The organism is Sphingomonas sp. C3-2 (assembly GCF_033025475.1).
Taxonomy (GTDB): domain Bacteria; phylum Pseudomonadota; class Alphaproteobacteria; order Sphingomonadales; family Sphingomonadaceae; genus Sphingobium_A.
Genome location: NZ_CP130322.1, coordinates 989,430 through 1,008,981, shown reverse-complemented (window position 1 = coordinate 1,008,981; position 19,552 = coordinate 989,430). Strand labels below are relative to the sequence as shown.

The window sequence follows — 19,552 nt, the reverse complement described above, 5'->3', positions numbered from 1 at the left end:
ACCACGCGCTCGGCATCACTTGGCGATATCGGCTACCACGGCGGGGACGACACGCTCCACGATCAGTTCCACGCCCTTGTCATTGGGGTGGATGCCATCGGGCAGCAGCAGCTTGGGCTCGCCGATCACGCCGTCGAGGAAAAAGGGATAGAGCCTCGCGCCGTGCTTCTTCGCGAGATCGGGATAGATCGGGTTGAAGGCGCTGGCATAATCCGCCCCCATATTGGGCGCGGCGAGCATGCCGGTCAGCATCGCCGGGATACCGCGTTTATCGAGTGCATCCAGAATGGCATCGAGATTGGCGCGGGTTGCCTCGGGGCTCAGGCCGCGCAGCATGTCGTTGGCGCCCAGCCCGACGATGACGAGATCGGGCTTGCGATCGAGGCCGTCGAGCATGAAGCCCAGCCGCTGAAGGCCCGCCGCGCTGGTATCGCCCGAAACGCCGGCGTTGAAGACGCGCGCCTTGATGCCCTGCGCGCTCAAAGCGCGCTCAAGCGCCGGGGCAAAGCCCTGATCCTGTTCCAGATTATAGCCCGCGAACAGGCTGTCGCCAAAGGCAACGATTAGCTTCGCATCGGGCGCGACGGCGCTTGGCGCAGGCGCCGATGCGGCGCTGCTATTCGTCACGGCATTTTGCTCGGGTGCCGCCTGCGAACAGCCCGCAAGCAGTTGGACAATCAGCAACGCTGTCCCATAGTGGAAATATCTGCCTCCCAAGGAGCGACCTTTCTTCATGCATGCACCCGTTGATCACGCAGCTATGGCAATCCAGGCGCGCAATGTCACTCTATCGCTTGGGTCCCCCACGGCGCCTGTCGAAATATTGCGGGGCGTGGATCTGGAAATTCCTTATGGCGAAAGCCTTGCGATCCTCGGCGCGTCCGGTTCGGGAAAATCCTCGCTCATGGCGGTGCTTACCGGGCTCGAACGCGCGAGCGGCGGGCACGTCGCGGTGGGCGGCGTCGATTATGGGGCGCTTGACGAGGATGCATTGGCGCGCGCGCGGCGCGGCCGCATCGGCATCGTGCTTCAGTCCTTCCATCTCCTCGGCACGATGACTGCGCTCGAAAACGTCGCCGTTCCGCTCGAACTGGCGGGGGAGGCGGATGCCTTTGCGCGCGCCGAAAAGGAACTGATCGCCGTCGGGCTTGGCCACCGGATCGCGCATTATCCCGCCCAGCTTTCCGGCGGGGAACAGCAGCGCGTGGCGATCGCGCGCGCGATGGCGCCCAATCCCGCCATCCTCTTTGCCGATGAACCGACCGGCAACCTCGATGTCGCCACCGGCTCGGCGATCATCGATCTACTCTTTTCGCGGCAGGAGGCCACCGGGGCGACGCTTGTCATCATCACGCACGATCCCTCGCTTGCCGAAAAATGCGATCGCATCGTCGAGATGCGCGACGGCCGGATCATAGCCGAGCGCCGCGCATGAGTTCGCTTGGCTGGCGTACGAGCTGGCGGATCGCACGCCGCGATCTTCATGCGGGCTTTCGCGGGCTGCGGTTGCTGTTCATCTGCCTGTTCCTGGGCGTGGCGACGCTTGCTGCCATTGGCAGTCTGACGGCATCAATCACCGATGAAATCGCCGCGCGCGGCCAGACGCTCCTGGGCGGCGATATCGAAGTGGCGATGACCCAGCGTGAGGCAAACGCGGACGAAAAGGCCGAACTGCGCCGCTTGGGCACATTGAGCGAGACGATCCGGATGCGCGCCATGGCGCAGCGCGAAGGTACGTCTCAGGCGGTGCTCACCGAGTTGAAGGGCGTCGACACCGCCTATCCGCTATATGGATCGCTGACACTCGATGCGTCCACCTATGCACGGTCGCTCCGGCCCGATCAGATCCTGATCGGACGCGCGCTTGCCGAACGGCTGAATGTCGGGCGCGGCGATCCTGTGCGTTACGGCGCCGCGTCGTTCACCATCGCCGATATCATCGCCGATGAGCCGGATCGGGTGGGGGAGGGCTTCACGCTCGGGCCGGTCGCACTGGTCTCGATCGACGGATTGCGCCGCACCGGCCTCATTCAGCCGGGAAGCCTGTTCACCAGCAAATATCGCATTCGCCTTGCCCCCGGCGCGGATGCGCAGGCGCTGCGCAAAAGCCTTGAAAAAACGCATGTTTCCGATGGCTGGGAACTCAAGGATCGTGACCGCGCGGCGCCGGGCGCCAACCGCTTTTTCGTGCAGATGGGGCAGTTCCTCTCGCTGATCGGGCTCGCGGCGCTGGTGATTGCGGGGATCGGCGTCAGCAATGGCGTCTCTTCCTATCTCGCGCTCAAGCGTGGCGGCATCGCCACCTTCAAGGTGCTAGGCGCAACCGCCGCCGATATCGAGCGCATCTATCTGCTTCAGGTCGGTTGCGTTGCCGCGCTCGCCATCGCCTCCGGCCTTGTGATGGGGGCCGTTCTGCAGCCCGCCATCGTCGCGCTTGGCGGCGATATGCTGCCCGTACGCCCGGGGTTCCGTCTGCATCCGCTGCCGCTCGCCACCAGCGCGGCTTATGGCTTGCTCATCGCGCTGATCTTCACGCTGCCGCCGCTCGCGCGGGCGCGTACCCAGCCCGCCGCCGCGATATTCCGCTCAGTGGTCGATCCGCGCCGGTTTTCCGATCGTCGCACCATCACGCTGGTCGGTCTGGCCGGCTTCGCGCTGGTCGCACTGGCGATCCTGACGGCGCATGAGCCATTTTTTTCGGCGGCCGTTCTGGGCGCGGTGGCCGCGATATTCTTCCTGCTCTTCGTGCTCGGCTGGCTCGTGCGGCAGCTTGCCCAACGCGCGCCGCGTCCGCGTCGGCCGCTTTGGCGGCTGGCGCTCACAAACCTCTACCGGCCCGGCGCGCAAACGACGGCGCTGGTGGTGGCGCTTGGGCTCGCGCTCACGCTGTTCGTCGCGATGGCAGCAATCCAGACAAGTCTTCAGGCTGAAATCAGCCGAACCGTTCCCAAGACCGCACCCAACCTTTTCGTGCTCGATATTCCGTCCACCGAGGAAAGCCGGTTCCGCGATCTGGTTGCTGCCGAGACACGCGATCCGCAGGTGAACATCGTGCCCGCGCTGCGCGGCACGATCGTCGCCTATGCCGGCAAGCGCGTGGCCGAACTGAAGGAACTGCCCGCCGGCGCCTGGTTCTTGCGCGGCGAACGCGGGGTGACGTACAGCGCTGAACTTCCCGAAGGGAGCGATCTCGTCGCCGGCACATGGTGGCCCGAGGACTATGCCGGTCCGCCGCTCATCTCGCTCGACGAAGAGGCCGCAAAGATACTCAATATCGGCGTGGGGGATACGCTGACGGTAAGCGTGCTGGGCCGCGAGATAGAGGCGCGGATCGCCTCGCTCCGCAAGGTCAATTGGGACACGATGGGCTTCAACTATGTGCTCGTTTTCTCGCCTAACACGTTGACTTCAGCACCGCACAGCCTGGCCGCCACGATCACCATGGATCAGGGGCGCGATGAAAAGGTGACGCAGGCTTTGCTCGGCGGCTTTCCGGGTGTTTCGGTTATCGCGGTGGGTGAGGTGATCGCGCAGGTCGGCGGGCTGCTCGAACAGATGTCGAGCGCGATCCTCGCCGCGGCGTCGGTCGCCATCCTTGCCGGTATTGCGGTCCTTATCGGTGCGATCGCGGCCTCACGCCAGGCGCGCAGCTATGACAGCGTTATCCTGAAAACGCTTGGTGCCACCCGGCTTCAGGTGCTCGGAACCCAGGCGCTCGAATATGGGCTGCTCGCGGCGCTCCTGTCGTTCGTCTCGCTCGCGCTGGGCAGCGCCGCGGCATGGTATGTCGTCGTCAAGGTCTTCGAGTTCGGCTGGGCGCCCGATTGGGGAACGGTTTTGGCTACGCTCGCGGGCGGGGCATTGCTCACGCTCGGCATCGGTCTTGCCGGATCGCTTCCGCTCATGTCCGTCCGCCCGGCGCAGGCGCTTCGTCAGCTTTAGTGCGAGAGGAGGGTCGGCAGCTTTGGATTGTCCAGCACCGAACGGGTCACCCCGCCAAGGATGAACTCGCGCGTCCGCGACTGGCCAAAGCCGCCCATCACCAGCAGATCGCGGCCATTGCGAACCGCAAAGGATTGGAGCGTTCTGGCGGCATCCTCTTCGTCGAGCGTGATTTCGATCGGCACCGCGTCGATCCCGTGATCGGCCAGATGCCGGATGGCCGCCGATACCGGCGTGGTATCGAACAGATCCTTCTCGCCGGTCACCTGAACGACCGCGACGGAACTGGCCTGACGGCATAGTGGTAGCGCATCGGCAAGCGCGCGCGTGGCCGCGCGGCCGCCATCCCAGGCAATCGCGATGCTGTCGAACACGGGCGGATGCGTCTCGGGCAGCAGCAGGACCGGGCGTCCGCTTTCAAAGATAAGGTCCTCTGCCACCAGTTCGGCGCGGCTGTGTTCGTGCACGGGCACGATAATCAGGTCATGCGTCCGGGCGGTGATTGTCAGCTGGCGCGATCCGGCCATTCCGTTGGTGTCGATCACCGATATCTCGCCCAGCAATTCGGGCGGCAATGCCTTGGTAAAGCGGCTGATGATCGCTTCGACATTGGCCGTGCTCTTGCGGTTTTCGGCGGCAATGATGCTGTCGACGCTCAAAAGCTTGTTGGCGAGCCAGTTGGACAGGGGCGGCAATTGCACCTGACAAATCCCGAGTGACAGCCGTGCCCCGTGCCGCACTGCCATCTCGGCCACGCGGTCTATCGCCCAATCGGGCGTCGGTTCGGGGTGGGAGGTCGCCTGCAGAAAAATGTCGCGCAAGGTCATGAGCTATCTCCGGCTATGGAGATATTCTGGCATGGCATATCCCGAACACGGATCCGTAAACATACGGACAAGGGCGAACGCTTATCGGCGCACGGAAACTTTCAGATAGGTCGCCGGAATTTCGGCGCGATCAGGGCCGCCGCGATTTTGGCTTTCGAACAACTGGCGAAGCTCCTGATCCAGTTCAGCCGTCCGCCCCGCCTTGGTCGCCGCGTCATAGGCATTCATGGTGGGGCCGTAATAATCGCGGAAGATATCGACGAACGAGGATGGCGGGCCGGGGTGCCGGAAAACATAGGTTGCGCGTTCGCACCGAATATTGTCGGGCGCTATGCCCGCTCCGATAAAGCGGTCGCGAACCAACTCCTCATTCCCCCAGGTCATCGGGCTCACAAAGCCTTCGGGCGGGGGCGGGGAATAGGCCGCGCTGGTCTTGAGAATCTGGGCCACCAGCGTCGGATCGCCCGGTATCCAGTTGCCCATGACGATGCGTCCACCCGGCCGCGTCACGCGCACCATCTCACGGGCGACATCGTCCGGCCGCGGGGCGAACATCGCGCCGAACATGCTGAGCGTCAGGTCGAATTGCGCGTCGGCAAGGGCGCCCAGATCCGCTGCATCGCCTTCGTGAAAGCTGAGGTTGGACAGGCCCGCCTCCCGGGCGCGGGCATTGCCCGCGGCCACCAGATTGCTCGCAATGTCGACACCGCGTACGCGCGCGCCGCGCTTGGCGGCGGGCAGGGCGGTCGTCCCATCGCCGCAGCCCAGATCGAGCACATCCATGCCCGCTTTGAGGTCGAGCGAGTCGACCACTTCCTCGCCGCTTTCGCGCATCGTTGCGGCAAGGCGGGTGAAATCGCCCTTTTCCCAGAGCGCCTTGTTGGCATTCATCGCCGACCTCCTCTTGCCGCGGGGAGCAAGGCTACTCCCGGCGGGGCGGGCCGAATAGCCGGGGGATGTCACAGGGGTTTCTCCGCATGGCCGCCGCCGCCAGATACGACATTGCATGCGTGATCTGTTCAGCCATCAATTTTGATCCGTTATGCAATTCAATTCGGCGCGTTTCGCACGGAAAATCGCCGCTGAATCCGGGGACGGGCGCCTAGCCCGCCCCACATATCGTTTCGGGAGAGAATGTCGTGGAACTGCGTCAGCTGGGTAAATCGGATCTGCGCGTGTCGGCCGTCGGTCTGGGCGGCAATAATTTTGGCTGGAAGGCCGATATAGCCGGCACGCGTGCGATCATCGACAAGGCAGCCGAGGTCGGCATCAACTTCATCGATACCGCGATCAGCTATGGCCCGTCCGAAGAGTTTCTGGGCGAAGCGCTTGAAGGGCGCCGCAAGGATTTCGTCGTCGCCACCAAGTTCGGCAGCGCGCAGGATCCGATCGAGGCCGATCATCGCGGCGCGCGCGCCTATGTGATGCAGGCCGCCGAAGCGAGCCTGAAGCGGCTCAAGACCGACTGGATCGATCTTTATCAGCTGCATTTCCCCAATCCCGATACGCCGATCGATGAAACGCTGCGCGCGCTTCAGGATCTGATCGCGCAGGGCAAGGTGCGCGCGATCGGCTGTTCCAACTTGTCGGCCGATCAGCTGCGCGAAGCGCAGGCGGCAGCGGCCAGCGCGGGCATCACGCCGTTCGCCACGACGCAGAACGAATATAGCCTGCTCGCCCGCGATCTCGAAAAGGATCTGGCGCCGGTCATCGCCGAGCAGGGGCTTGGCCTGTTGCCCTATTTCCCGCTCGCCAATGGCGTGCTCACCGGCAAGTACAAGCCCGGCCAGCCCGCGCCTGCCGATGCGCGCCTCGCTACCGCGCCCGCCTTTTTCGATGGTTACAAGGATCAGGCAAAGTGGGAAGTCGCCGCGCAGCTTGAAGCCTTTGCCGCAGAGCGTGGACACAGCCTGCTCGAACTCGCCTTTTCCTGGCTTGCGGCCCAGCCCGGCGTCGCCAGCGTCATCGCGGGCGCCAGCCGTGTCGAACAGGTGGAAAGCAACGCCAAGGCCGCCGGCTGGAAGCTGAGCGCGGCGGATCTTGCGGAGGTGGACCGGATCACCGGTCAGCGCGCCGAGGTGGCGTGAGCCGTTTTGACTATGTGATCGTCGGGGGCGGATCGGCAGGCTGTGTGCTCGCCAACCGGCTCTCGACCGATCCGGCCAATCGCGTGCTGTTGCTCGAAGCGGGCGGGCGCGATCGCAGCCCGCTCATCCGCGCGCCGGGCGGGTTGCTGCCGATCATGCTGTCGGGCGCGCATCAGTGGCATTATGCCTCGGCGCCGCAGCGGCACTTGGATGACCGCGTGTTGTTCCTGCCGCGCGGGCGCGTGCTGGGCGGCGGATCGTCGATCAACGGCATGGTCTATTGCCGGGGCACGGCCAGCGATTATGACGGCTGGGCGCAATCGGGAAACCGCGGCTGGTCCTATGCCGATGTGCTCCCCTATTTCCGTTGCGCCGAAACCTATGAACCGGGCGTTGATGAGTGGCACGGCAGCGATGGCCCGGTCCATGTCAGCCGCCCGATGGTAAAGCATCCGCTGGCGCGCGCCTTTGTCGAGGCGGGGCAGCAGGCGGGCTATCCCTATAATGACGACAGCAACGGCGCGGTGCGCGAGGGCTTCGGTCCCACCGACGTCACCGTCAGCCGGGGGCGCCGTGTCAGCACGTCGTCTGCCTATCTGCGCCCGGTGCTCGGTCGCACGAACCTCACCGTCATTTCGGACGCGCAGGTGCTCCGCCTGCTGTTCGCGGGCAAGCGCGCCACCGGTATCGCCTATGCCAAGGGCGGCCGTGAGCATCAGGTCCATGCAGATAAGGAAGTGATCCTCTCTGCGGGGGCGATCAATTCCCCGCAATTACTCATGCTCTCGGGCATCGGCCCCGCCGATCATCTGGCCGAACATGGCATTCCCGTCGTCCAAGATCTTTCGGGGGTGGGCCAGAATCTGCAGGATCATCTGGCGATCTCGGTCAAATACCGGTCGCGCCAACCGATCTCGATGTTCAAATATTTCAGCCCGGTGCGCGGCGCGGCGGCGCTCGGCCAATATATGCTGTTCCGCAAAGGGCCGCTGGCGGATCCGGGCATGGAGGCGATCGCCTTCGTCAAGTCGGACCAAGCTTTGTCCGATCCCGATCTCAAATTCCATTTCGTCATGGCGCTCTACAGCAATAACGGCCGGGATCTGACGCCCGAGCATGGTTTTGCCGCGCATATCAACGTCGTGCGTCCCGAAAGCACAGGCACGCTGCGTCTGGCATCCGCCGACCCGTCCGCCGCGCCGATCATCGACCAGAATTATCTGTCGAGCCCACGCGATCGGCATGTGATGCGTCGCGGGGTGCAGATCGCGCGCGAGGTGTTCGGCCAGCGCGCATTCGATCCTTACCGCGACGATGAACTTGCACCGGGCGCTGGTGTGATCGCCGATGCCGATATCGACGCGTTCATCCGCGCCAAGGCAGAGGCCGATTACCACAGCGTGGGCACGGCGCGCATGGGGGCTGATCCGATGGCGGTCGTGGACGATCAGCTTCGTGTCCATGGTATCGCGGGGCTGCGCGTGGTCGACGCCTCCGTCATGCCGACCATCCCGAGCGGCAACACCAACATTCCCGTCATCATGGTCGCCGAAAAGGCATCCGACATGATCCTGGGGCTGGCACCGCTGCCGCGCGCCGAATGCCAACGGCAGGTCGCCGCCTGATGCCCGATCAGATGGTGATGAAGGCCGCGCTGCAGGCCTATGTCGACAATATCAACAAGGGCGATGCTCCGGCGGTGATCGCGCTGTTCGCGCCCGATGCCGTGATCGAGGATCCCGTCGGCACGCCGCCCAAGCGTGGGCAGGAAATTGTCGACTGGTTTCATCAGGCGGTGGCGATGAAGGCGCATCTCACGCCCGTCGCCCCGATCCGCGGGTCGCATGGCAATGCTGCCGCGATCGCCTTCATCGTCCAAACCGATTGGGAGGGGCAGGTCACGCGCATCCATTCGCTCGATACCTGCACTTTCGACGATCAGGGGCGTATCACGGAACTCAAGGGATATTGGGGATTGGACGACGTTGATGGCTGCGCCTGAACTGCTTGCGACATGCTGGACGATTGCGGGCGATGTGCGCGCCGATACCGCGCAGAACATCAGCCCCTTTTCGCTTGAAGACCGGATCGCCGCGGCGGGCGCGGCCGGCTATACCGGCATCGGCCTGTGGCACGGCGATGTCCGCCGCTGGCTCGAAACCGGCAGCTATGCCGAACTGCGCCGCCTGCTCGTTGAGGCGGGCTTGCGCCATATCGAGCTTGAGAACCTGTCCGACTGGTTTGCGACGGGCGAGGCGCGCGCCCGTTCGAACAAGGTGCGTCAGCGGCTTTTCGAAACCGGCGCCGAACTCGGCGCGCGGCACCTCAAGGCGATGCCGCCCTTTGGTAAGGGTGGCTGGAGCAACGCACAGATCGTCGACAGCTTCGGCGAGCTCTGCCGCGAGGCCGCGTGCCATGGCCTGCTCGTCGCGCTTGAAATGGTGCCCTTTTCGGATTGGCCCGATCTGCAGACGACGCTTGCGCCGGTGATGGAGGCCAATGCCGATAATGGCGGTCTGCTCATCGATATCTGGCATGTCGCACGCTCGGGCGCACATTATGACGAGATATTGCAGATCCCCGCGCGCTTCATCCTCGGTGCCGAGATCAACGATGCCGATCGGGCAGTGCGCGGCACGCTTTACGAAGACACGATGCGCCACCGGAAATTCTGCGGGGAGGGGGAACTTGATGTGCCGCTCTTCATCGCCCGGATGACCGAGGCGGGGTATCAGGGCCCTTATGGCGTAGAAATCCTGTCCGACCTAGTCCGCGCCATGACGCTCGGGGATGTCGCCCGGCGCAGCTTCGATACGGCGCGTGCCCAGTTCGATTGCGTCGTGGCATGAGCCTGTCGGTCCGCGCCGCCGTGTGCCACGGCATCGGCAAGCCGCTCAGCGTAGAGACCGTCCGGCTCCGCCCGCCCGGCCCCGGTGAGGTGCTGGTCGAGATCAAGGCCAGCGGGCTGTGCCATTCCGATTATCATCACATGACCGGGGCCTCGACGCCTTATCCCTTCCCAGTGATATTGGGGCATGAAGGGGCGGGGGTGGTCGTCGAATGCGGCGCGGATGTGGAAAGCGTGCGCGTCGGGGATCATGTCGTTCCGCTGTCGATCGGCGAATGCGGCACCTGCGGAAGCTGCCGGTCGGGCCGTACCAATTTGTGCGACGAATTCTTCGCCGGCATGGCCACGCCGCCCGCGCGCTTTTCGCTCGAGGATGGCACCCCGGTCGCCGCCTATTCGAACAACGGCACCTTCGCCAACTTCATCGTGATGCCCGAACATAATGTCGCGAAGATCCGGCCAGATGTGCCCTTCGACATTGCCTGCACCATCGGATGCGCGGTGGCGACAGGGATCGGCGCGGCGCTGCACACCGCGCGGGTCGAGCCGGGCGCAAGCGTCATCGTCTTCGGGCTTGGCGGCATCGGGCTGAACGTCGTGCAGGGCGCGCGGCTGGCCGGGGCGACGACGATCATCGGCGTCGATATCAATCCGGCGTGCGAAGCGCGCGCGCTGCGCTTCGGCGCCACCCATTTCGTCAATCCCGCTGCTATTGCGGGCGATCTGCTCGATCATCTGCGCGCGCTCACCGGCGGCGGGGCGGATTTCACCTTTGAATGCGTCGGCCATGTCGGGCTGATGGAAACGGCCTTTGCTGCGGCGCGTGTTGGCTGGGGCGTGTGTACCGTGCTCGGCGTGCCGGGGGATGGTGAAAAGCTGCCCGTGGTGCCGTTCGACCTGCAACTGGGCCGCACGCTCAAGGGCTCTTTCCTCGGCAATGTGCGGACGCGCAGCGAATTGCCCGGCCTGCTCGATCTTTATGCCGAAGGGCGGATCAACCTCGACGATCTTGTCACGCACCGGTTGCCGATCGAGCGGATCAATGAGGGCTTCGATCTCATGGCACGTGGTGAAACGCTGCGGACGGTCGTCAGCTTCTAACCGGCCTCAGCGGGCGCCATCGCGTCGCGATAGGCGGAGGGCGACTGGCCCGACCAGCCCTTGAACGCGCGGCTGAAGGTGGTCGCGTCACTGAAGCTCAGCCGATGCGCGATCTCGCCGAAGGCCAGCGCGGGATCGGCGAGCAGCTTGCGCGCCAGATCGTGGCGGCAGCGTTCTTTCAATAACTGCATCGATGTGCCTTCCTGCGCCAATCGCCGTTTCAGCGTCGCCCCGCTGATGCCAAACTGGCGCGCCAGCGTCTCCAGCGTCGGCAGCGGTGCGCGCCGCGCCAAGGCGCCACCGATCGCGATCCGCACCTTTTCCGAAAGCGGCATCTGTTTCGAATGGGTGGTCTCGAGATCGAAGGGAAAGTCCTTCAGAAAGTCGATCAACTCGCCATAACTACGCACCACCGGCCGGTGCAGATAGTGCGCGGGAAACAGCAGCAGATTGTCGGCACGGCCATAGCTGATCGGATGCGGCATCAGCAGCCCGGTCACCTCCTCCTCGATCAGCTCCGGATAGCTGACCTCGACCGACAACAGCTCGATATCCTCGCCGATCAGCCAGCTGAACAGCCGGTGATAGCTCGATAGCCCGGTCAGGTCCGACAGAAAGGCCGCTGCATCGCGCTTGCGGCGGAAGGTGCGCATTCGGAACGCCGCCTGTTCGCCGTTGATCTGCACCGAGAGCTCTGCCGCCCGCGCGCCCAGCATCGTGCAGAAATCGGTCGCCCGCGCGATCGCCTCATCCAGCGTGGCGCAGGTGATGATGCAATAGCAGAGCATGTCGACTTCGCGCTTGGTCATCGGCGGCCAGCCTTGGCGGCGGCTGTCATGCGCCTCGAACATCGCAACGCATTCGCGGTACAGGCGGGTGAACTGCGCAGGCGAAACGGTGCCGTTCCACGCGGGCTTGAGCATCTCCTCGGCCGCGGCGCCAATTCCGGCACGGTGCGCGGTGGCCGCCGCATCACCCCCCAGTTCGCGCACCTTCAGCAACAGCTCGCGCGCGACCCCTGCCGAGGGTGGCCGGGGAACGGGATGGGAAACATGTTTGGGCATAGGGTGCGCCGATCAGCCATGAAGACTGATCTTCCTTGCCATATGGGCAGGGGCTGTCCAGCGCAAAGCCGCCGGGGTGGCCAGGTGTTTAGCCCCCGGCAACCCGGCTGATCTGCGCGCTCGCCTGATTTTCGATCAGGCGCAGTTCGTCGATTGTCTCGTCGAGCGCCAGTTTCTGTTGTTCCAGATCGGCAAGGCGTGTGCGAACGCGCTCGAGCAATCGCCGCATCTGTTCGATCTGCGTCGGGTCCGCGTCATAAAGATCGAGGAATTCCTGAATTTCGCGGATCGAAAAGCCCAGCTTCTTGCCACGCAGGATCAACTGCATCCGGCCAATCTCGCGGCGGGTATAGATACGCGTCTTGCCCACGCGCTGCGGCGTGATCAGGCCCTTGTCCTCATAAAAGCGCAGCGTGCGGGGGGTAATGCCCAGCAGCGCCGATACTTCCTGTATGCCCTGAAAATCGGCCTCCGCCGTCTCAGCCATGATCTTGCCTCCCCTCAACCCGTTCTGGCTGCGCTCTATAGGTCGGCGCGTCGTCTCGCCAGCATTCTGCATGTCGTATTCAGCCCTGCCGATTCAGGGCTTCTTCCTCGATCAGTTCCTTTTTGGATAGCTTGCCGATCAGCGTGCGGGGCAGGGCGGCGCGCATCTCGATCTCTCGCGGGATTTCGATCTTGCTCAGCCGCTCGCCCAGAAAGGCGCGCAGTTCGTCGGGCGAAACCGATTGCCCGTCATGAAGCGCGACGAACAGCTTGGGCGATTGGCCGCGATATTTGTCCGGAATGCCGATCGCGATCGCCTCTTTCACGGCGGGGTGATGATAGGCGGCATCCTCGATCATGCGCGGATAGACATTATAGCCGCCGCACAGGATCACATCCTTGATCCGGTCGACGAGGAACAGATAGCCGTCCTCGTCGAGATAGCCGATGTCCCCGGTACGCAGCGCGCCGTCCACGAAAACCGCGGCGCTGTCCTCGGGGCGCTGCCAATATCCGTGCATCACCTGTGGCCCGCGCACACACACCTCGCCGCGTTCGCCCTGCGGCAGAACATGCTCGGGCGCTGCCGGGTCGCGGATTTCAAGGATGGTGCCGGGGAATTGGGGTCCGCAGCTATTTTCCTTCACCTCGCCTTCGAACAGCGGGTTGCACGCGATGATCGGGGAGGCTTCGGACAGGCCATATCCCTCGACAACGCGCACATGCGTGCGCTGCTCGAACAGTTCGCGCACTTCCAGCGGCAGCGGTGCGCCGCCCGATATGCAGGTGCGGATCGAGGTCATGTCAGGCAGCCTGTCGTCGGCCAGCCCGTTGAACGCGACATAGATGGTCGGCACGCCGAAAAACTGGGTGGGCCGGGTGCGTTTGATGGTGGCGAGCACCTGATCCATCTCGAAACGCGGCAGAAGGACGATTTCCGCCGCGATCTCGATCGAATAGTTGAGCACGGTCGTCAGTGCGAACACATGGAACATCGGCAGGATGCCCAGTGTCCGTTCCTGCACCGGCCGCAGCGAACCGACATGCGCCAGCATCTGCGCGCTATTGGCGGCCAGATTGGCATGGCTCAGCATCGCGCCCTTGGGCACCCCGGTCGTCCCGCCAGTATATTGCAGCACCGCGATATCATCGGGGTTTTGCGGGACCGGGCGGGGCGCCGCATCCAGCGCCACGAGCTTGCGGAAATTCACATGGCGGGTGTCGCGCGGCACCACCGCATGATCGGCGCGCTTGAACAGGCGAAAGCCCCAGGACTGCACCGGCGGCAATATGTCCGTCATCGGGCATACGATGATCTTTTCAAGGCCCGTAGTATCGGCAACGGCCGCCACCTTCTCATGGATCATCTTGAGGTCGGGCACCGCCATCATCCGCGTGCCCGAATCCCTGATCTGGTGGTCCAGTTCGCGTTCGACATAAAGCGGGTTGAAATTGACGACGATGCCGCCCGCGCGCAGCACCGCGAAATAGAGGATGACGAAATAGGGGGTGTTGGGCAGACAGAGGCCGAAGCGGTCGCCCGGCTTCAGCCCCAGATCCTGCAATCCGCGCGCCGCCCGGTCGACCAGTGCGCCCACTTCCTCATAGCGCCAGCGCCGACCCATGAAGTCGAGCGCGGGGCGCTTGGGATGTTCGGCCACCGCCTTGTCGAGCAATTCGGTGAGAAGCCGGGGGCGGATGAGGGGGCTGCCCCCGTCCGCCTGGCCGGTCTGCTGCTGGCTGGTCGCGGGCGCCGACGACATCAGAAGCGCATCCGGCCGCCGACCGACAGCACGACCGCGCTGGCGTTGTTGAGCTGTCCGTTGACGAGGATCGGCGTCTGCACCGCGCTGCCCGCATAGGCGGCGGTGGTGCGATCGATCGATGCGTCCTTGAAGTCGATATAGTTCGCGGCCGCGTCGACCGTGAAGTTGGGCGACAGGGCATAGCTGGCGCCCAGCGCATAGTTCCAGCGGTTGCTGTCGGGCACGCGCGCATCGCGGTGGCCGTTACGCGTCGGGGTCTGATCGTGCTGGATACCGCCGCGCACCGTCCATTTCGGCGAGATCTGATAATCGACGCCGCCCGCAAAGCTCCAGGTGTTGCGGTAATCCTCGGGGATCGAAACGTTGAGCGGCGCGCCCAGATCGATCGAGTCGAACTCGCTCCAGCCGAAACGCGAAATCTGGCCGTTGATCGTCAGCGCGTCATTGGCCTTCACGCGCGCGCCCACCGTCGCCTGCCACGGCGTGCTGAACTTCGCCGATGTTTCTACCGTGCCGTTGAGTCCTGCCAGCGCACCGAGCAGGCCGGTCGTTTCCATCGAGCCCGAGAGCGTGTGCTCGATCGCCGATTTGTAGCTGGCACCGATGCTGACCGGTCCGGTCATATATTGCGCGCCGACCGACCAGCCGAGATCCCAGCCGTCCCCGGAAAGCTTCTGATGGCCATCGGGCTGCAGCGCCGAAAGGTTGGGCAGATAATTGCCGAAAATGGCGTCGGCATATTCGATGTTGAGCGCGGCGCCCAGGCTGAGGCCCGGCGCCACCTTCCACGCAACGGAAGGCTGGATGTCATAAGTGCGCAGCTTGGTCTTGTCGGCGGTGTAGCGCACCCAGCTGTCGGCTGCATAATCGGTGGTGAAGCTGTAGGGGGCGGAGATGGCAAGGCCGACGGCAATTTCGGGCGTAAGCCCATAGGCAACCGCACCCGTCGGCAGATAGCCCTTTTCGATCGGGTTGCTCGAACGCTGGCCGCCGCCGATCGGGGCCGCTGGCTGGCCGGGGCGGACGATCACCGTGCTCGAATTGTCGACATCGCCGTTAGGCAGGATCGCGCTGAAACCGATATGCGCATCGCCGCCTTCAAGGCCGCCAATTGCCGCCGGGTTCCACCACAGCGATGCTGCGCCCTGATCGGCGACTTCGCCCGAAAAGGCACGGCCCGCGCCGCGGACCGATTGTTCCTGAAGATAGAAACCACCCGCATGGGCGATGCCGGGGATCAGCATCGCGGCACCCGCGATCGTGGTGAACAACGCAACTTTCGACGCAACTTTCATGTATCGCAACTCCGGATTATGGTTCTGGGGAGGGAAGGGTCAGCGCAGGCGGGTCCAGGTCTGCGTCTTGCACAGCGGCCAGACGACGCAGCCCTTGAGCTTCAGATGCTTGGTATCGGCGATGGTGATCGTCGCATTGTACGTCCCGCCATCTTCGGCGTTGTAGATCGTTCCGCCCGACCACGCATTGCCGCGCCACGAAAAGCCCTTCAGGATCACCATGTCTTTGAGCGGGCGGGCACGCAGCTTGGGGTCTTTGTTCTTCGTGTCGAGCAGGGCGGGGTTCGCCTTCAGCCCGTCGGAATCGACGATCTTGCCGCACAGCGACTGTCCGCACCGCGAAATTTCGACAAGGCCGTGGCGCACCTCTGTCTGCCACAGGCCGATAGCGGCGTCGGCAGGCGAATCGCCCGATGCGGCCATTGCGGCCAGCAGGAAAAGCATCATTCAGCAACCTCTTCTACGTTGAATTACGCCCGTTTTTCCGGGTCTCTGTTGCCTTGCGCCATTCTCTGGCAGCGTCGGGATGCAGGCATCATGCGATAAAAATTGATTGACGTATAGGTAAATCTGAGCACCCTTAGGGAAGAAATTTACTCTAATGGTCCGTCAAACGGAGAGACTCGATAGATGCGCAACGTGGTAATCGCGGGTTACGCCCGCTCCCCCTTCCACCTGGCGACCAAGGGCGCGCTTGCCCGGGTGCGGCCCGATGATCTTGCCGCGCAGGTCATTCGCGGGCTGATCGAGCGCACCGGCGTCAAGCCGCAAGATATTGAAGACATTGTTCTTGGTTGCGCCTTTCCCGAAGGGGAGCAGGGGCTGAACGTCGCGCGTCTGATCGGGCTTCTGGCCGATCTTCCCCTGTCTGTGGGCGGCATGACGGTGAACCGTTTCTGCGGTTCGTCGATGAGCTCGGTGCACATCGCTGCAGGCCAGATTCAGCTCGGCGCGGGTGAGGCGTTTATCTGCGCCGGCGTCGAATCGATGAGCCGCGTGCCGATGCAGGGTTTCAACCCGCTGCCCAACCCCGCACTCGCGGCCCGCAGCCAGGCCTATATCGGCATGGGCGATACCGCCGAAAACCTCGCCAGCCGCTATCAGATCACCCGCGCCGAACAGGAAGCGTTTGCGGTCTCCAGCCAGCAAAAGGCCGCCGCCGCGCAGGCCGCCGGCAAGCTCGACGCTGAAATCGTCGCGATCCCGACCAAGGCGGGCACGGTCGACAAGGACGGCACGCTCCGCCCCGAAACCACCGCCGAGGCGCTGGCCGGGCTGAAGCCTGCCTTCGACCAGAACGGCACAGTCACCGCCGGCACCGCCTCGCCGCTCACCGACGGGGCAAGCGCGGTCCTCGTCACCAGCGAGGATTATGCGCGCGCCAACAATCTGCCGATCCTCGCGCGCATCCGTTCGGTTGCCATTTCGGGCTGCGCGCCTGAAATCATGGGCATCGGCCCGGTCGAGGCCACCCGCAAGGCGCTGGCGCGCGGCGGGGTCGATGCCGGCCAGATCGATGTGATCGAACTGAACGAAGCCTTCGCCTCGCAGGCGCTGGCCTGCATCAAGGATCTTGGCCTCGATCAGGCGAAGGTGAATATCGATGGCGGCGCGATCGCCATCGGCCATCCGCTGGGCGCCACCGGCGCGCGCATCGTCGGTAAGGCCGCGGCGCTGCTCAAGCGCGACGGCGGAAAATATGCGCTCGCCACCCAGTGCATCGGTGGCGGACAGGGCATCGCCACCCTGCTGGAGGCCGCGGAATGAGCCAGCCCAATATCCGCAAGGTCTGCGTGATCGGCGCGGGCGTGATGGGCGCGGGCATCGCCGCACAGATCGCCAATGCCGGCATCCCCGTGCTGCTGCTCGACATCGTCCGCGATGCGGCTGATCGCAACGCCGTGGCGGCGGGCGCGGTTGCCAAAATGCTCAAGACCGAACCCGCGCCCTTCATGTCGAAGGCCGCCGCGCGTCTGGTCGAGGTCGGCAATATCGAAGATGATCTCGCCAAGGTCGCCGACTGCGACTGGGTGGTCGAGGCGATCATCGAGCGTCTCGATCTGAAGCAGCAGCTTTACGCGCGGTTGGAAACGGTGCGCACGCCCGGAACGGCGGTGTCGTCGAACACCTCGACCATCCCGCTCGGCCAGTTGACCGAGGGGCGCTCGGATGCCTTTCGCCGCGATTTCCTGATCACCCATTTCTTCAATCCGCCGCGCTATATGCGCCTGCTCGAAATCGTCTCCGGCCCCGAAAGCGATACTGCGCTCGTCGATCGCATCGCCGATTTCGCAGACCGTGCGCTCGGCAAGACGATCGTGCGTGCCAAGGATACGCCGGGTTTCATCGCCAACCGTGTCGGTACCTTCTGGATCCAGGCCGCGCTCAACGCGGCGTTCGATCTCGGCATGACGGTCGAGGAAGCCGATGCCATTGCGGGCAAGCCGATGGGCGTTCCCAAGACCGGCATTTTCGGGTTGGTCGATCTCGTCGGAATCGATCTGATGCCGCATCTTCAGGCCAGCCTTACCGCAACGCTGCCCAAGGGCGATCGCTATCAAGAGATCGCACGGTCCTTCCCGCTCATCGAAAAGATGATCGCCGACGGCTATACCGGCCGCAAGGGCAAGGGTGGTTTCTACCGCGTCAACCGCGATCTCGGAAAGCGCCGTGAGGCGATTGACCTGCAGACCGGTGAATATCGCGCGCAGGTAGCGGCGCGCGGGCCTTCGGGCGCGGCCGGCAAGGGCGATCTTTCCGCGCTGATCGCGGCGCCGGGCAAGACGGGCGCCTATGCCTGGGCCATTCTCGGCGAAACGCTCGCCTATGCTGCCAGCCTTGTGCCCGAAGCCGCCGACGATGTTGTCGCGGTCGATGTCGCGATGCGGCTCGGCTATAACTGGAAACACGGCCCGTTCGAGCTGATCGACCGGATCGGGGCAAAGGCCTTGGCCGAACGCCTCGCCGCCGAAGGGCGCCCGGTGCCCGCCATCCTCACGCTTGCCGGGGATCGCAGCTTTTACCGTGTCGAGGCCGGTCGCCGCCAATATCTGGGGCTCGACGGCGCCTATCACGATGTGCCGCAGGCCGAAGGCGTGCTGTTGCTCGAGGATGTGAAGCGCAATGCCGAACCGGTTCTGCGCAACGGCTCGGCCGCGCTCTGGGACATTGGCGACGGCGTCGCCTGTCTCGAATTCACCAGCAAGATGAACGCGATCGATGGCGAAATCCTCAAGCTGATCGGCCAGTCAATCGCGGTCGTCCAGCAACGGTTCAAGGCGCTGGTCGTGTATAACGAAGCCAGCAATTTCTCCGCCGGCGCCAATCTCGGCCTTGCGATGTTCGCGGTGAACATCGCCGCTTGGGGGGAGATCGAAAAGCTCATCGGCGGCGGCCAGATGGCGTATAAGGGGCTGAAATACGCGCCGTTCCCCGTCGTCAGCGCACCCGCCGGGCTTGCCCTTGGCGGCGGCTGCGAAATCCTGCTCCACAGCGATGCCGTTCAGGCGCATGCCGAAAGCTATGTGGGCCTCGTCGAATGCGGCGTCGGTCTGATCCCCGGCTGGGGCGGGTGTGGCGAGATGCTCCACCGCTGGCAGAGCAATCCGATGATGCCCAAGGGGCCGATGCCCGCCGCGGCGAAGGTGTTCGAACTGATCTCGACCGCCACCGTCTCGAAATCGGCGGCCGAGGCGAAGGAATATGGCTTCCTCCGCCTGCAGGACGGGATCACCATGAACCGCGATCGCCTGCTCGCCGATGCCAAGGCCAAGGCACTGGCGTTGGTCGATGGCTATCAGCCGCCGGCACCTCCCAGCTTCCGCCTACCCGGTGCTGCCGGTCGCGCGGGGATGAACATGGCGGTCGAGGGTTTCCACAAGCGCGGTATGGCCACCGATTATGACAAGGTGGTCGCCGATGTGCTGGCAGAGGTGCTCACCGGCGGCGATGCCGATCTGGTCGATACCGTCGCCGAGGGCGATCTGCTCGCGCTTGAACGCAAGGCGTTCATGGGCCGCGTGCGCGATCCGCGCACCCAGGCGCGGGTCGACCATATGCTCGAAACCGGCAAGCCGCTCCGCAACTGATCGATCTGCCGGGGTCCATGGCGGCGCCGGCCACAGGAAAGACGACGA

The 19,552-nt window shown here is 64.3% G+C and carries 17 protein-coding genes; 9 read left to right on the top strand and 8 right to left on the bottom strand.

Going from position 1 to position 19,552, the window contains the following annotated elements; all coding sequences use genetic code 11:
- Positions 1-15: 15 nt before the first annotated feature.
- Positions 16-735 carry an arylesterase gene (locus QYC26_RS04830; protein ID WP_317514264.1) on the bottom strand — a complete coding sequence of 240 codons (720 nt, stop codon included), beginning with the start codon at positions 733-735 and terminating at the stop codon, positions 16-18.
- On the opposite strand from QYC26_RS04830, the gene QYC26_RS04825 reads away from it, so the two are divergent.
- Positions 734-1,435, top strand: coding sequence for an ABC transporter ATP-binding protein (locus tag QYC26_RS04825; protein ID WP_317514263.1), 702 nt, complete (start codon positions 734-736; stop codon positions 1,433-1,435). The genes QYC26_RS04830 and QYC26_RS04825 overlap by 2 nt on opposite strands.
- The gene (locus QYC26_RS04820) at positions 1,432-3,942 is read left to right on the top strand and encodes an ABC transporter permease (protein ID WP_317514262.1); all 2,511 of its coding nucleotides are present in this window, start codon (positions 1,432-1,434) and stop codon (positions 3,940-3,942) included. Before QYC26_RS04825 ends, QYC26_RS04820 begins: the two co-directional genes overlap by 4 nt.
- Here the strand turns inward: QYC26_RS04820 and QYC26_RS04815 are convergent.
- Together QYC26_RS04815 and QYC26_RS04810 are read right to left on the bottom strand one after the other, a co-directional pair.
- The gene (locus tag QYC26_RS04815; RefSeq protein WP_317514261.1) at positions 3,939-4,769 is read right to left on the bottom strand and encodes a universal stress protein; all 831 of its coding nucleotides are present in this window, start codon (positions 4,767-4,769) and stop codon (positions 3,939-3,941) included. The two genes, QYC26_RS04820 and QYC26_RS04815, sit on opposite strands and share 4 nt — an antisense overlap.
- 81 nt (positions 4,770-4,850) lie before the next feature.
- On the bottom strand, positions 4,851-5,660 hold the full coding sequence (locus tag QYC26_RS04810; RefSeq protein ID WP_317514260.1) for a class I SAM-dependent methyltransferase: 810 nt from the start codon (positions 5,658-5,660) through the stop codon (positions 4,851-4,853).
- 248 nt (positions 5,661-5,908) lie between these two features.
- On the opposite strand from QYC26_RS04810, the gene QYC26_RS04805 reads away from it, so the two are divergent.
- From QYC26_RS04805 to QYC26_RS04785, 5 genes are read left to right on the top strand one after another with little or no spacing between them, the layout of a single operon-like run.
- Positions 5,909-6,856 carry an aldo/keto reductase gene (locus QYC26_RS04805; RefSeq protein WP_317514259.1) on the top strand — a complete coding sequence of 316 codons (948 nt, stop codon included), beginning with the start codon at positions 5,909-5,911 and terminating at the stop codon, positions 6,854-6,856.
- Complete coding sequence (locus QYC26_RS04800; RefSeq protein WP_317514258.1) at positions 6,853-8,481, top strand: choline dehydrogenase; 1,629 nt, start codon at positions 6,853-6,855, stop codon at positions 8,479-8,481. Before QYC26_RS04805 ends, QYC26_RS04800 begins: the two co-directional genes overlap by 4 nt.
- Positions 8,481-8,858 carry a nuclear transport factor 2 family protein gene (locus QYC26_RS04795; RefSeq protein WP_317514257.1) on the top strand — a complete coding sequence of 126 codons (378 nt, stop codon included), beginning with the start codon at positions 8,481-8,483 and terminating at the stop codon, positions 8,856-8,858. Before QYC26_RS04800 ends, QYC26_RS04795 begins: the two co-directional genes overlap by 1 nt.
- Complete coding sequence (locus QYC26_RS04790; RefSeq protein ID WP_317514256.1) at positions 8,845-9,705, top strand: sugar phosphate isomerase/epimerase; 861 nt, start codon at positions 8,845-8,847, stop codon at positions 9,703-9,705. The genes QYC26_RS04795 and QYC26_RS04790 overlap by 14 nt, the downstream gene beginning before the upstream one ends.
- A 2-nt stretch (positions 9,706-9,707) precedes the next feature.
- Positions 9,708-10,805, top strand: coding sequence for an alcohol dehydrogenase catalytic domain-containing protein (locus QYC26_RS04785; protein ID WP_411197644.1), 1,098 nt, complete (start codon positions 9,708-9,710; stop codon positions 10,803-10,805).
- Here QYC26_RS04785 and QYC26_RS04780 read toward each other — a convergent pair.
- From QYC26_RS04780 to QYC26_RS04760, 5 genes are all read right to left on the bottom strand, one after another.
- Positions 10,802-11,869, bottom strand: coding sequence for an AraC family transcriptional regulator (locus tag QYC26_RS04780; RefSeq protein ID WP_317514254.1), 1,068 nt, complete (start codon positions 11,867-11,869; stop codon positions 10,802-10,804). The two genes, QYC26_RS04785 and QYC26_RS04780, sit on opposite strands and share 4 nt — an antisense overlap.
- Before the next feature lie 88 nt (positions 11,870-11,957).
- Complete coding sequence (locus QYC26_RS04775; protein WP_317514253.1) at positions 11,958-12,356, bottom strand: MerR family DNA-binding transcriptional regulator; 399 nt, start codon at positions 12,354-12,356, stop codon at positions 11,958-11,960.
- Positions 12,357-12,435: 79 nt separating this feature from the next.
- Positions 12,436-14,118, bottom strand: a complete 1,683-nt coding sequence (locus QYC26_RS04770; protein ID WP_317514252.1) for a long-chain fatty acid--CoA ligase — start codon at positions 14,116-14,118, stop codon at positions 12,436-12,438.
- Entirely contained in the window at positions 14,118-15,416 is a 1,299-nt protein-coding gene (locus tag QYC26_RS04765) for an OmpP1/FadL family transporter (protein WP_317514251.1), read from the bottom strand. Before QYC26_RS04765 ends, QYC26_RS04770 begins: the two co-directional genes overlap by 1 nt.
- 39 nt (positions 15,417-15,455) lie before the next feature.
- Positions 15,456-15,860 (bottom strand): DUF2147 domain-containing protein, encoded by a 405-nt coding sequence (locus tag QYC26_RS04760; protein ID WP_411197643.1) that lies wholly within the window; start codon positions 15,858-15,860, stop codon positions 15,456-15,458.
- A 186-nt stretch (positions 15,861-16,046) separates the two neighbouring features.
- Here QYC26_RS04760 and QYC26_RS04755 point away from each other — a divergent pair, with 186 nt between their 5' ends.
- Positions 16,047-17,183, top strand: coding sequence for a thiolase family protein (locus QYC26_RS04755; RefSeq protein ID WP_317514249.1), 1,137 nt, complete (start codon positions 16,047-16,049; stop codon positions 17,181-17,183).
- Positions 17,180-19,504: a 3-hydroxyacyl-CoA dehydrogenase/enoyl-CoA hydratase family protein gene (locus QYC26_RS04750; RefSeq protein ID WP_317514248.1), complete on the top strand. Its 2,325-nt coding sequence runs from the start codon at positions 17,180-17,182 to the stop codon at positions 19,502-19,504. Before QYC26_RS04755 ends, QYC26_RS04750 begins: the two co-directional genes overlap by 4 nt.
- Positions 19,505-19,552: the final 48 nt, after the last annotated feature.

Bases quoted from the DNA above. Each gene is read 5' to 3' on its own strand.
- QYC26_RS04820 (WP_317514262.1), top strand. From the start codon at position 1,432: ATGAGTTCGCTTGGCTGGCGTACGAGCTGGCGGATCGCACGCCGCGAT.
- QYC26_RS04815 (WP_317514261.1), bottom strand. From the start codon at position 4,769: ATGACCTTGCGCGACATTTTTCTGCAGGCGACCTCCCACCCCGAACCG.
- QYC26_RS04755 (WP_317514249.1), top strand. From the start codon at position 16,047: ATGCGCAACGTGGTAATCGCGGGTTACGCCCGCTCCCCCTTCCACCTG.
- QYC26_RS04795 (WP_317514257.1), top strand. From the start codon at position 8,481: ATGCCCGATCAGATGGTGATGAAGGCCGCGCTGCAGGCCTATGTCGAC.
- QYC26_RS04780 (WP_317514254.1), bottom strand. From the start codon at position 11,869: ATGCCCAAACATGTTTCCCATCCCGTTCCCCGGCCACCCTCGGCAGGG.
- QYC26_RS04775 (WP_317514253.1), bottom strand. From the start codon at position 12,356: ATGGCTGAGACGGCGGAGGCCGATTTTCAGGGCATACAGGAAGTATCG.
- QYC26_RS04825 (WP_317514263.1), top strand. From the start codon at position 734: ATGCATGCACCCGTTGATCACGCAGCTATGGCAATCCAGGCGCGCAAT.
- QYC26_RS04770 (WP_317514252.1), bottom strand. From the start codon at position 14,118: ATGTCGTCGGCGCCCGCGACCAGCCAGCAGCAGACCGGCCAGGCGGAC.
- QYC26_RS04750 (WP_317514248.1), top strand. From the start codon at position 17,180: ATGAGCCAGCCCAATATCCGCAAGGTCTGCGTGATCGGCGCGGGCGTG.
- QYC26_RS04810 (WP_317514260.1), bottom strand. From the start codon at position 5,660: ATGAATGCCAACAAGGCGCTCTGGGAAAAGGGCGATTTCACCCGCCTT.
- QYC26_RS04765 (WP_317514251.1), bottom strand. From the start codon at position 15,416: ATGAAAGTTGCGTCGAAAGTTGCGTTGTTCACCACGATCGCGGGTGCC.
- QYC26_RS04830 (WP_317514264.1), bottom strand. From the start codon at position 735: ATGAAGAAAGGTCGCTCCTTGGGAGGCAGATATTTCCACTATGGGACA.
- QYC26_RS04760 (WP_411197643.1), bottom strand. From the start codon at position 15,860: ATGCTTTTCCTGCTGGCCGCAATGGCCGCATCGGGCGATTCGCCTGCC.
- QYC26_RS04790 (WP_317514256.1), top strand. From the start codon at position 8,845: ATGGCTGCGCCTGAACTGCTTGCGACATGCTGGACGATTGCGGGCGAT.